The organism is Pseudomonas sp. McL0111, assembly GCF_052567255.1.
Map to the genome: position 1 here is coordinate 6,321,623 of NZ_CP199585.1, position 13,712 is coordinate 6,335,334.

Annotated in this window: 3 protein-coding genes; 2 read left to right on the top strand and 1 reads right to left on the bottom strand. The window is 57.3% G+C overall.

The window, feature by feature from the left end; all coding sequences use genetic code 11:
* Positions 1-33 precede the first annotated feature (33 nt).
* The gene (locus ACTWLJ_RS28515; RefSeq protein WP_445179369.1) at positions 34-12,972 is read right to left on the bottom strand and encodes a hemagglutinin repeat-containing protein; all 12,939 of its coding nucleotides are present in this window, start codon (positions 12,970-12,972) and stop codon (positions 34-36) included.
* Between ACTWLJ_RS28515 and ACTWLJ_RS28520 the strand changes: the two genes are divergently transcribed.
* Positions 12,971-13,207 (top strand): hypothetical protein, encoded by a 237-nt coding sequence (locus tag ACTWLJ_RS28520; RefSeq protein ID WP_445179370.1) that lies wholly within the window; start codon positions 12,971-12,973, stop codon positions 13,205-13,207. The genes ACTWLJ_RS28515 and ACTWLJ_RS28520 overlap by 2 nt on opposite strands.
* A gap of 202 nt (positions 13,208-13,409) precedes the next feature.
* On the top strand, positions 13,410-13,685 hold the full coding sequence (locus tag ACTWLJ_RS28525) for a hypothetical protein (protein WP_445179371.1): 276 nt from the start codon (positions 13,410-13,412) through the stop codon (positions 13,683-13,685).
* Positions 13,686-13,712: the final 27 nt, after the last annotated feature.

The following is a 13,712-nucleotide window of genomic DNA, read 5'->3' on the forward strand; positions in this document are numbered from 1 at the left end:
CGTGACCGCAAACACAAGCAAACTTGGGCATGACTATTTACCTCCCTGAGGCCGGTTGTAACGAATAACAGCACCGTCAGGCTTCTGAAAGAATATTGTCTTTATACTTTGGGCATTGGGCTTTCCCCACATACGACCTGCAACTTCAGACATCTCATCTTGCGAAAAATCGCCCTGGATATAAACCCCACTCGCTTGACTCGATTTATGCTCAATCGTTCTAGTTATGCTTTTAATGGAAGTCGTCCTTGGAGTGTATACGTCGATACTGCCCACTCCATCAATCATCAAATCAGAAGTCCGTTCATTCTGAATCCCTTTAGAGGAGGCAGTAGCACGATAAGTTACATCATAGCCTAGACGAGACAGTTCCTGCCCAGCCTGTTCCTCGTTTGCGTCGGGTATTGCACCTGGTTCCGTTGTTACCGTTCCAGGCGTACTGTACATATTGCCCGGCGACGGACCCGGATTTACCGCGGGAGAAGTTGTGCTCCAACCTTCCCCGTTTTCAATAGTGCTTCCTCCCGTGCTGCTCGGCGAGGATGGCTCAATGGTATATCCCCCGGTGCTTACCGGATGAAGAACGTCAGTGTCCACTATCGGATTGAGCAACGTCCCGAACTTGGGGTCCAGCATGTGAATTGGGAATGCCGTGCCCAATATGGTTTCCCACAACTCGGACGCCAATTTGACACGTTCTTGCAATTGTAATCCCGCGTCTTTAGTGGCCTCCATCAAAGCATTAACCGCCGTGCGCATTGCCTCCTGGTTCTGCGGCGAAGCAGCAACAGTCAACAGCGCGCCGGCGAGCACAGCCAATGCGCCTCCGGCCGCTAATACAGGTAAAAAGTGCGATTGCCCAGGTGCAGGCGTTTGCAAGCGCTTGAAGGCGTACAGCAGGCTCAACGCTAAGTCAGGATTGGTCTCTGCAATTCGGTTGATACGGTCGATCATGGCTTGCGCCTCGGGAGTCGAAGCGCCGTTCATCATGCTCGCGATCACTATCTTGATAGTCTCCTTTCGAGTGGTTTCGTTACGCATGCGCTTCAGAATCACTCGGGTAGCGGCTCGATTGGCTAGAACGAGATTTGCACTATTGAAGCCATTGCCCACGACAAAAGCGTTTGTGGCGAAGACCAGATCCACCAGCTTGTTCAACGATTCGATGCTGTTCTCACCATATTTCTCGACATTCTCCACCCACTGATTGAATGTCTTTTCAGGATTCATGACAGCGCTGATCGACGCGCTGCTCACGTAAAGATCCGTTCGGTGCTCGTCATCACGAGTCACCTCATAGGCTTTACCGACATCACGGTTGAGCCCAGCGGTCGAATTCTGGCCCGTCTGTTTATCGTTGCGAACGACAATTTCACCCGCGCCTACCGTCGCATTGAGTGCTTGCTCACGATCTTTGTCGTATTTGTAACCCTCTACCGCCCAACTGCTTTTGCCATCGCCTTCCATCCCTTTGTTGGGCTTGTCGGCTTGAGAACCACCACTACTGTAACTGCCACTAACGTTGAGATAGTAACCGTGCTCGTTATCCTTGCCGGTGATGTTGCGGTAACCAAGGGTGTCGGTGTCGAGTTTCAGATTGCCGTTGTCAGCAGTAATCACCGAGCCATCAATTTGAGTATGTTTTTCGGTTCGAATATCAACTTTGCTTTTGCCACTGATAGTGGTCTGGTTTTCGACCCAATTGGTTTTCCCGCTTGTCTGCCCATAACCGAGCGAGCCACTGACGGTCGCCCCAATACTCACCGCCACGGTAAGGCTTGCATCAAATTCCTTGCCTTCGACCTTACCGGTATTGGGCACTGAGGTCACAGTGAGGTTACGGCCGACATCTCCCGTGACTTCGTCACCCCTCAAAGTGGCGCCGGCGATGTTGGTATCACGGCCGCTATCGAAGTTCAGGCCCTTGCCTGCATACAGATAGGCTTCTTGTTGCTCAACCCCTTGACGTTTGAGATCCCCCAAACCGGCGTTGACGGAGCCGTAGAAGCCGAATCCGTCTTGCCCGGCGATCACTCCGCCCTCAGCCCCCCAGCTACGACGATTATGATCACTGCTGTAGGCATTCTGTGTGGACAGAATGTTCAGATCATTGGCCGCCTTGAGATTTATATCGCGCTCAGCGATTGCCTTTGTGCCGATTAGCGTCAGATCATTTTTGGCATCCAGGTTGATGCTGCCCCCGGCATTGAGTTGTGTCGACGTGGAGTTACCCTGCGTGGAGTCATCCTGACCTGCGGCGTTGCTGATTCCGACGCCTAGTTTAAAGCCCCCGGTTGTGCCGCCCTTGAGACCGCCTTTACTCTGGGTCTGATTGCCTTCGCTGCCATCAGCGCCATGGGCGACGTCAAGAGTGATGTCGCGACCAGCGATATTGATGTTCCGTCCAGAGTCGAACTTGCTGCCGTGAACCACGACGTTGTTACCCGCGTCGAGCGAGATGTCATTGGCTGCCGACAGTGTCGAAGGACGATTGGTAACTGACGTTTGCGTCCGGGTCTGGCTGATGCTCGACGCCCCTGCGTGGCCATCGAATGTCGCCCCGGCGAAAAACTGACCCAGGGTATCAACCGACTTCAATACACTCGAGCCTTTGCTTACGCCATCCTGTCCCTTACCGGTGCCTTGAAGAGTGTCGAGTGTATTGCCAATGTTGTAGGCGATCGTGGTCGTAGTACCGTTGCGTTTAATGCTGTCCCAAGTAGTGATCGCTTCGGCCTGCTCTGCCGCATCAATGTTGATGTCGCGCTTGGCATTAATCTTCAGATCGATACCCGATTGCACATCCGATCCTTGCAGATTAACGTCACGACCGGCATTAACATTCAGATTCTGACCGGCAGAGATAGAACTGCCCGCCGCGGTATGTCCGCTACTGTTGACTCCATTCTTGATGGTTTCATTACCAACGAAAGTGCTGAACGCGTTGTTATCAATTGTTTGTTTGATGCCATAGCTCTTGCTGGTTTCCCAACTGCTGTTGCGGTGTTCATCTGTGCTCGCAACCACGTTTACATCGCGGCCGGCATCGAGATTCGCATCATGATTGGCATTAATACCGCTGCCGATGACGTTGATATCTCGTGTCGCTTTCAGAATGGCGTCATGACCGGCATTGATTTCACTGCCAACACTGGTGGAGCTGATAGCTTCACGTCCGCCCTTGTGCGAAGCATTTGCAGTGATATCGGCGCCAGCACCTGGAGTGCCTGCAAACAGACCGATTGTGTCCTTCAGAGAAAGCCCCAGTTTTTTCTTGAACTCTTCGGCGCGGCTATAGGCTTCGTTGTCGCCGGAGGAGAGATTGATGTCACCGGTTTTATCCAGAAGTCCGGCGTGCAACTCCGCGTTATTGTCGGCGTTGATGACACTGGCGTTGAGATTGATATCGCGCCCACCGATGATGACGGCGTCATGACCGGCATTGAGTTCGCTACCAATCTGAGTAACGCTGGTTGCCAGTTGGCTACTGCCCTTCGACGACATGCCGAACAGACCAGTTTTGGTCTTCTTAAGGTAGGAGCCGGACTCCTCCGTGGCAGAAAGAACCGCCACGTCCTTGGTCGCACCGACGACCAAATCATTCCCGGCATTTAGTTGGCTGCCGATAATGGTTACGTTGCGTCCGCCATCAAGACTGACGACGCCGTTTGCGTCCTTAGAAGAGTTGACGGTGAGGTCGTGTCCCGCTTCGATTACCGAAGCAACGTTCTCGCTCTCATAACTTTCTGCCTGAGTGGTCTTGCTGCGCCCGAACGAGCCCTTTTTCTTCTTGTAGTAGTAAGAAGAACTCTCGTCTTTGGCCGACGCGACGGTTATGTCTTGAACCGCGTCGAGACTGACATCTTCCGTAGCCTTGATTCGACTGGCGATGATGGCCAGATCACTACCCGCACTAAGCGCAATGTCGCGCCCGGCATTCAACACCGATGATTGTTGCGTGATGCTGTGAGTTTCGTTCGCGCGTTTTTTACTGCGCGAGACGTAATCGCTCTCGTCGGCAGCCGAAGAAATCACAATGTCATGGCCTGAATCGACACTGAGATCACGCTTGGCATCCAGCCGACTGGCAACAACCGCAACATCACGATCAGCACTGATCGACAGATCGCGCCCCGATGCCACTTCAGCGCCGTGCTGGGTAATCGTCTGGTTGAGGTAACTGCCACCCCGCGCATCGGTGCTGCGGTTCTGCACCGAAGTGATATTCACATCACGATCAGCGTCGAGCGTCATGTCCCGGCCGCTTTGCAGCACGCCGCCGATGTTGTTGATGTCTTGGCCGGACTCGATCGTCAGGTCGTTAGCCGCTTCGATCCGTGCGGCGTTGTCCAGGTAGTCACGGTGGAACACATTTCCACCGCGGCTGACATCGACACTGTTCACGTCTCGTTGGTTGATCACATCGCCATTAGTGGCGGTCAGACTGACATCCTTGCCGGAGATAATGCCGCCGGATTTGTTGATGATGTCATTCCCGGCCTTGAGCGTCAGGCGCTCGCCGGCTTCGATAAGACCAGTGTTGGTGAGGTTATTGCCAGCTTCGGCCGACAGGTTGTTGGAGGCGCGTAACGTCCCCGCATTATCGAGGTTACCGCCGGCGATCAGGGTCACGTCTCCACCCTGGATCAGTGCACCGTTAGGTGCCAACCGATTGTTCGCTTGCGCCAGGTACAACACCGGCACCAGCACTTTTTCGCCATTCACTTCATGCTCTTCGAGCCAGACGATGTCGTGGGTCAGTGCAGCTACTTGTTGCGCGCTCAGAGTGACGCCCATCGACAGGTTGAGCTGATCCTTGCTGGCGACGGCGTTGTTCATCAGGTACTTGAACATCGCTTCGTCAGAGGTCTGGCCGTCGATGAATCGTTGACCGGTGCGAGCCACCACGGCCTGCTGCACCATTCGTTGTTCAAACAGGCCATCGCCCAGACGCTTGGCACTGGTGTCCGGGTCGTAGCCGAGCTTGCCCAGCAGGTAGTCCGAACTCATGAACTGCTTGAGATTGGTCAGTGCAGGGTTGGTTTCGATCAGGTATTTGTGCGGATTAGAACGCACGCTAGTGTCGGGCAAGCCCTGGACACGCGGCACTTCAAACGAAACGTTGCCACGATTGGGCATCAACACCCCGACTGGTCCGTCGCCAGCGGCAGCATTGACGTTGATGGCGGCGGTCTTGTCGTCGAGATTCAGCGACGGGCGACCCGCCAATGCCAGCTCACGATTTTTTACCGAAACCGGATCGTTGTTGCCGAACTGCAACTCAGAGGCTTTCCTGACCGGCATTCCGTCCGAGCGCTGCGCCGAGGTAGCGGCAACTGTACCGATCGTCCAGTCCCTGCCGGCTACGATCGTTTGTTCGCTGCCGTCCTTGCGACTGAGGCGGAACAAACCGTTGTCGCCGGTCGGCAGACTGAAGCCCGGCAAGGCCAGCGGGTTGACCTGTTGTTGGGCCAAGTCTGGCGGTAGTTGAGCGTTGATGCGGATGACAGGAATAGTCGCTCCGGCATTGACTCCTGTTTGCGGAGAATTCTTTGCTACGGGGGCGAAGTTTGTGTATGCCTGTAAGGTACCGTTTTTGATAGTCGTTTTAGCATTGACTTCCACGGATTGCCCGGCCTGGATGATCGCAGACGCTCCGCCGTTGCTTGTGAAGGTGATACCGCCCCCAGGTTTGGGGGAATAACCCAGCAATGTTGCGGGTACGGGAACGTCAGGCCCTTGACCGAAATAAGGGTTCAGGGTTGCTTTAGTCTGGTCGGCGCGTGGTATGGGAGCCTGCCAGCATCCCTGCCAATCCTGCCCGCCGCAGGTGTAGAACGAATACTCATGCTCATATTTGGAGTTCTTCCGAGCGTAAGCGGTAATCGGCCCCGTGGCTTCATCAACCAGCCCTTCAAAGTCTCGTTTCTTGGCAGTATAGATAAGCGTCTTAGTGTAGCTTCCAGACTCAAGTCCCGTGTTATCAAACGATATCACATCAAGTTTGATATTTTTTCCAGCAGAGAATAATGAGGCGAAGTTGGAAAAGTTGCCGACGGTTGCGTTTACATTCCCGCCAACGGATACAACAGCCTGTTCTCCGTTGATGATCGATTCGGACTCATAGTGTTCTTCAATGTAGTAATCGATCCACTTGCATTCGCGGCCAATACACTCATAGGTGATATCACCGGAAATAAGTTTGTCTTGCCCCAGTACCCCTTCAGTCTTGTTATTGAAACTATTGGCCGACAGCGAAAAATCGCCGTCAACATTGATCGACGCCGCGAGGTTGTTGACGCTGTTGGCACGTCCGCCGTTTTGCCCGGCAATCGTCAAATTGCCAATGCTGTAAACGTCGCCAGTCTGGTTGGTGAAGTCATTGACCAGCAGGTTCATGTTGCCGCCGCTGAAGATCAACCCGCGGCTATTCACCAGACTCGCCGTTCTGATCGTCAGATCCTGTGCGGCGCCCAAGGTACCGGTGTTGCTCACGCCACCGGCGTTAATCGAAAGGTCGTAATTGGACGTCAGTCGACCACCAGCGTTGTTCAGCAGCCCGCCAATATTGAACGTGCCTTGCCCGCCACTGCCGATGCTCGAAGCACTGGTCAAGCCAAGTTGGGCGGCGTTAAAGGTCATGTCGCCCAGGCTGCTCACCCGACCATTACCGCCGTAAGCGCCACCGATCTGGAAGTCCATACCGCCGTCACTGGCAATCAAACCATCGTTAGTCCAGTTGCCGCCGCGTGCGACCAATTGATTCGAGGCCAGCAACTGTCCGCTGGCGGTTTGCACGAAGTTGCCGACGTTGACCGTCAACCGCCCCGCCTGAATCACGCTGCTGTTGGTCCAGCTATCGGCGTTCAGCGTCAGGCCGCCACGGGTTACCAGCGAACCGCCAGCGTTGATGACGTTGCCTGTGGAGATGTCGAACTCGCCCACTCCTACATGGGTGATCGAGCCACCGGCGTTGAGCAGGCTTGGGGTTGCGAGGGTGAAGTCGGTGTTGGCGGTTTCCACCAGGCCATTGCGGTTGTCGAACTGGCTGCCGATCTGGAAGTTGGTTTTTCCAGCCGTGCCCAGCGCGCGCAGTTTGCCACCCTGGTTATCCAGAGTGGTGGCACGGATCGCCAGAGCGCCAGCGCTTTCGATCAGGCCACCGCGGTTGCTGAGTTGGCTATTGAGGCCAAGGTCGATGGCGCTGCCGCTGACCTGACCGGCGTTGTTGTTCATCGAGCCGGCATCGACTTTCACGAAGCCTTTGGCGTAGATGCCGCCACCGCTGTTGTCCAGCGCGTTGTTACCAGCGTTGAGCAGGATGTTGCCGCTGTTGGCGGCGATGCGTCCGCCGTCGCTGTAGATACCGCCCAGTGCTTGCAGGTCGAGGCGACTGCCTTCGATCTTGCCGCCCTGACCGTTGCGCAATACGCCGCTCAGTCGGGTTTGCAGCAGACCTTTGAGGCTCGACAGCACACCACCACGGCTGTCGAGGCTGGCGGCGGTGAGCGTCAGGTCGCCGTTCTGGGCGATGATCTTGCCGCCCTGGTTGTCGATGGCGCCGTTACCCGCGTTGACGGTCAACGCGGTCATGCTTTGCACCGCGCCTTTGGCGTTGTTGAGCCCGGCAGCGGTGATCGTCACGGCGGCGTCGCGGCTGGAGATCAGACCGTCGGCATTGTTGTAAAGCGTGCCGTCGGCAGTGAGGTCCAACTTATCGTTGGCCGAGATCGTACCGCCCTGGCTGTTGTTCAGATCTCCGTGGGTCAGCAGGCTCAGCAGGGTTTCGCTGATCAGTTGACCGCCACGGTTATCGAGGCTGGCGGCGCGTTTGATCATCAGCGGCCCGGTGCTGCCGAGTGCGCCGTTAACGTTGCTCAGCGCGCCGAGCAGGTCGAGGGTGACGCTGTCCTTGCCGACCAGGCTGCCGCCGTCGTTGTTCAGTTGGGTGCCAGTGAAGGTCAGGGCTTTTTTGCCGGTGATTCTGCCGGCGCTGTTGTCCAGGGTTGTCGCGCGGATATCCAGCGCATCGCCGCTTTCAAGCAAACCGCCTGCGGTGTTGCTGAGCGTGCCGCCGATCAGGGTCAGGGTCTGCTTGCCGCCGCTGGTCACCGTGCCGCCGCTGTTATCCAGGCTGGCGGCCTTGATGCTCACCTCGCCCTTGCCGCCGACTCCGCCTTTGCTGCGGTTGATCAGCGCGCCGCTGAGGTCGATGCTGGTGTTGCCGAGCAGACTGGAAACCGTGCCTTCCAGGCTGTTATCGAGCGTGCCGCCAGTGACCGTCACGCCGTTCCAGCCGGAGACCAGACCGCTCTGATTGTTCAGCTGCGTCGCGCTGAGGCTCAGTTGTTCGTTGCTGATCAGGTTTCCGCCACGGTTGTCCAGCGAGTTGCCGTTGAGGCTGAAGCTGTGGACGCTGGAGATTTCGCCCTTCTGGTTATTCAAGTCATGCAGCGGAGCAATGTTTAGCACGCCTTTGCTGTTGATCACGCCGCCCTGGTTATTCAGATCGCGTATATGGGCAATGCTCACATCGCCTTTGCTGCTGATCAGGCCGTCCTGATTGTTCAGGTCTGCGGCAGTTTTGCTCAGGTCGATGGCAACCCCGGAAACGCCCACCAGCGTGCCGCCCTGATTGTTCAGGCCGTTGCTGTTGAGGGTCAGTTGCTGCGCAGCCTTGATGCTGCCCTTGCTTTGGTTGTTCAGCAGACCATCGACGGTGACTTCGATATCGCTGTCGCTGAGCAACACACCGGAGCCGCTGTTATCCAGACTCGCTGCGCGAATCTGCAAAGCGGCGGCGGCGATCTTGCCTTTGATCGAGGTCAGCGCGTTGTCGATTTTCAGCGTGAGTTTCTGGTTGCTCAGCAGTTGGCCAGCGCTGTTGTCCAGCGATTGGGCGATCAATTCGAAAGCCTGGTCGCTGGAAATTTCACCGCCACGGTTGTTCACGTCGGCGAGGTTTTTCAGCAGCAACTGCCCCGGCGCATTGATGATGCCGCCACCCTGGTTATTCAGCGCGCCGCCGTTCAGATCGACGCTCACATTAGCGCCGCTGAACAACTTGCCGCCCTGCTGGCCGAGGCCATGGATATTGGCCACCAGCGTCTTGCCGGCGCCTATGCTGCCAGCGTTGTTGGTCACCTGACCGGCGCTGATGTCGACCTGGTCATCGGCGTAGATGCTCGCCTGGCTGTTGTTGAGTTCACCGGTAGTGATGCGCAGTTTGCCTTTGCTGCTGATCACACCACTTTGCTGGTTATCCAGTGCGCTGCTGTTGAGAGTTAAACCGGTATCGGTCAGCAGTTTGCCGCCCTGATTACTGACCGCGCCATGGGTGTCGACTGTGAGCGCTTTGGCGCTGGAGACAGTGCCGGCGTTGTTGTTGAGGCTCTGCGCAGTGATCGCCAAGGTGCCTTCGCTGACGATGCTGCCGTTAGCGTTGTTCAGATCCGATGCGAGGTTGATCGCAAGATCTTTCTGAGTGGTCAGACGGCCGCCGTTTTCCAGGCTCTGCCCGGTCAGGGTCAGCCCGGTGTCGCCGGACAGCAGGCCTTTATTGCGGTTGATGATTTGATTGACGGTCAGCGCCAGATTGCCGCCGGCCAACATGTAGCCGCTGTCGCTGTTATCGAGCCAGGCACCGATCAGGCTCACACCGGCCTTGCTCGACAGTTCGCCAGTGCGGTTGTCGATGCGGTCGACGATCAGGTTCAGCGTGTTGGTCGAACCCAGCAGACCTTCCTGACGGTTATCCAGACTCGCCGCTTTGAGTACCAGACCATTGTCGGCAATCACCACGCCCGCCTGGTTGTCGAACGCGTTGGTCACCGTCAGATCGACGTCGCCCCGCACGCGGATTTCGCCGCTGGTGTTGTTCAAACTGTCGCTGCGACTTTCGAGGCTGGCGGCAGCGATCACGCCTTTGACGTTGCTCAGTGCGCGGTCGATAACGAAGGTAAGCTTTTCGTTGCTGAGCAGTTTGCCGCCGTCGTTGTTCAGGCTTTGCGCGTTGATACTCCAGGCCTTGGCGGCGGAAATTTCCCCGCCGCTGTTGTTCACTTCGTTGAGGTTTTTCAACAGCAATTGACCCGGCGTATGAATGTTGCCGCGCTGGTTGTTCAGCAGACCGTTGTGCATGTCCAGCGTCAGGTCGCTGTTGCTGAACAGCTTGCCGCCATCCTGTTCCATCGACGTGACCGACACATCAAGCCGCTGCTGGCTGCCGATGCTGCCACCCGAGTTATCGAGGTGAGCGGTGGTCAGCAGCAATGTGCCGTCGGTGGCCAGACTGCCGCCCTGACGGTTTTTCAATTCTCCGGTGGTCAGTGTCGAGTCGGCCTTGGCGCTGATCACACCGTTGTCACTGTTGTCGAGGCTGGCGCTGGTGAACGTCAGGCCTTTCTGCGAAGCGATCAGGCCACCCTGACTCAACACGGCAGCTTTGGAGGTGAGCGCCATCGACTCGATGCTCGACAGTTTGCCCAGACGATTGTCGAGGCTGCCGGCGTTGAGCGTCATTTGGCCTTCGCTGCTGATCAGGCCCTGCTGGTTGTCCATGGCCTCGTCGAAGCTCAGTCCCAGACTGGCCTGACTGACAATGCGTCCGCCCACGTTGCTCAAACCGATACCGCTCAGGGTGCTCGCGCCTTTGCTGAAAATCAGACCGTTGGTGGCGTTGATGATCTGCGCGACTTTCAGCGCCAGCGTGGTGTCGGACAACACTTTGCCGCCCTCGCTGTTGTCCAGACGGGAACCGTTGAGCTGCAGATTCAGTTGGCTGGTAAGTGAACCGCCACGGTTGTCGATCTGGTCGACGTTGACGGTCAGGGTCTTGAGCGATCCGACGAGGCCGTCCTTGTGGTTCTCCAGCGTCTTGCCGGTCAGCAGCAAGTTGCCTTCGGCGACCAGTTCGCCGCCCTGCTGGCTCAGGCTGCCGATGTTCGCGTTGATATCGCCCTTGGCGGAAATCCGTCCGGCATCGTTGACCACCTCATTGGCCTTGAGGCTCATCAGCCCCGTCGAGGTGAGCAGACCGCCGTTGCGGTTATCCAGTTTGTTGCCTTCGAAAGTCAGCGTGGTCTTGCTTTCGAGGCGGCCCTTGTCGCGGTTGTCCAGCTCACTGATCAACAGCTTCGCCGCCTGATCGGCGCGAATCGTCCCGCCACGGTTGTCGGTGTGGGCGCTGCTGACGGTCAGGGTGCTGAGGCTGGAAATCTTGCCAGCGCGGTTATCCAGACGCGTGGCTTGCACATCCATCGCGCCGTTGGCCTGGATCAGGCCTTTGTTCTGGTTGTTCAGTTGATCACTGACCCGGGTGGTCAGCGTGCCTTCGCTGGTCAACTGGCCTTGCTGGCTGTTGTCGAGCTGTTGCGCTCGCACGGCGAGGGTCTGCTTTGCGCCAATCTTGCCGCTGCTGTTGTTGATTGCGCCGAGCGCGGTGATGTCGAGCAAACGGCTGGCCATCATCAGGCCGGCGACGTTATCCAGCGACGTGACGCTGAGCACGATGTCGCTCTGGCTGGTGAGTTCGCCGTTGCTGTTGATGAGTTGGCCGACGTTGGCCGTGAGCTTTGCGTTGCTGTTGATGACACCTTTATTGTTCAACACCTGAGCGGCATTCACGCTCAGCGTGGTGTCGCTCAGCACCTTGCCGGTGTTGCGGTTATCCAGCGTCCCGGCGGTGATCGCGGTGGTCTGCCCACTAAGGGTGCCGCCTTGGTTGTTCAAGGTTTGCGTGGTATTGACCGTCAGGTTGCGGCTCGCGACCAGGCTTTTGCCAGTGTTGTCGAGGTTTTGTGCACTCAGGCTCAGATCACCCGTGGCGTTGCGGGTGCCGTCGGCATTGACGCCTGCCTCGATAGCGCCAGCGTTGGTCAGTTGCCCGCCCGCACTGAGGTTGATGCTGTCGCGGGCCGCAAGGGTTTGGTGGTTGGTCAGGTTGCCCTGGGCCTGCACGTTCAGCGCAGTGCCGGCGTACACCGGCCCGCGTGCATCGAGGCTGGCAGCTTTGACGTTCACCGCGCCAGTCGCCGAGGTATCAACCATGCTCAGTTGGCCGCTGGCATCGAGCTGGATATCACCGCCACTGGCGATCAGTTTGCCGTCGAGTTTGACCCCGACGCCCGCCTCGGTGCCGACCAGTTTGATCGCCCCGGCGTACATGCCGCCGAGGGCCGAGGAGTCGATGGCCAGTTGCGGTTTGGCACTGCCGTCATCGGCCCGGACGGTGGCATTCAGGGTTTGCGCGTTGACGTCGTTGCGCCCGGCGACAATCGTCAGGTTCTGTGCCTGGAGCTGCGCATTGATCTTCGCGCTGCGGGTAATGATTTCGAACCGATCAACGTTGGTCGCGTTAAGGCCCGCACCTTCGATGGCAACGCTGCCCTGATCGACCTGAAAACGATCCAGTCGACTATTGTCGAGCACCGGTTTACCGGTGGTCAGCGTCACCCGCGGCGCGTTGATGAAACCGCAGCCGTTGCAGGTGATGCCGTAAGGGTTGGCCACGATCACCCGCGCCGATTGCCCCGCTACTTCGGTGTAACCGCGCAGCTGGCTCGGGTTGCCGCTGATGACTTCGTTGAGAATGACTTGTGCCGAACCGCTGTTCTTCAGGTTCGGGTTGTCGATGATGTGCCCGCCCAACTGCGTGACGGAATTCTGAGTCGAGCCGTTGTTGAGAATCAGGCCCTGCGCCGTGACGTTGTAGTCATGGAACTGGTTGTGCGACAGCCCGCTGCCGTTGGGCGTGGCGATGTTGATGATCGGCACGCCGTTGCCGGCTCGATCCAGCGAAGTGTTCGGGTTGGCCACGACGATGCCGTCGGCCTGCGCCCACATCGGTTGCCAGAACATGACGTTGGCCAACAGAAATGCCAACCCGCGCTTGGGCATGCCCAGGAAAGACTCACGGGTTTTCACGGCAGCAGAAGGCTGCCGAGCGAAGAAGGCGTAATGGCGAACGTCCATGTTGAAAGATCTCGTTGCGACGGGCGAATGTGGTCAGGGCAATCGACAGGCAAAACAATCCCTACCCGGCCAGATGAGGCATGCCGGTAGAGTGAAAACATTTGAAAAGGGGATATACGCGCGCTTCGGTCAGAACGTCCAAAGCGTTGCAAAACGTCCGCAGAATGCTTCTGCGAAAAGTCTGATCGATCCCTCGAAACCGCACACTGATATCAATGTGATGGCGCGATGGTAGATTGCCATCATTCTGACGTCAACAACCCGTTACACATCTGACTCAGCAACCGCTCTAGTACGCAGGTTTTCGCCGAAAAGCTGATTTTCAGCGAAGTTCGCGACCCGTCAGTCACAGATGAACAAGAGACAAAGCTGAACTTTTTCAGACCTCGAACCCTCAACCGGTTAACCCGCCTTAACCGGAACGGAGGCCCGCCCCCATGAAAGCCCTGCTCAAGCTCACCCTCGCCGCCACGCTCGCCTGTGCCCTGCCCGTCTGGGCCTGCACGCCGGAGGAAGCCACCGCCAAGCGTGAACAACTGGCCAAGGAAGTCACCAAGCTTACGGAACAGAATCCGACCAAGGCCAAGGAGATCAACGCCGAGTTGCAGAAGATGGATCTGGGCACGGCCAGCGCTGATCTGCCGGACAAGTGCCAGTTGATCGATCAGCGTCTTAAAGAGCTGGATACCGCCGAGAAGAAAACCGAGGGTTAATCACAGGATCAAAAGATCGCAGCGTGC

Excerpts from the sequence above, each read along its gene's own strand:
- ACTWLJ_RS28520 (WP_445179370.1), top strand. The coding sequence starts at position 12,971 with ATGTTGAAAGATCTCGTTGCGACGGGCGAATGTGGTCAGGGCAATCGA.
- ACTWLJ_RS28515 (WP_445179369.1), bottom strand. The coding sequence starts at position 12,972 with ATGGACGTTCGCCATTACGCCTTCTTCGCTCGGCAGCCTTCTGCTGCC.
- ACTWLJ_RS28525 (WP_445179371.1), top strand. The coding sequence starts at position 13,410 with ATGAAAGCCCTGCTCAAGCTCACCCTCGCCGCCACGCTCGCCTGTGCC.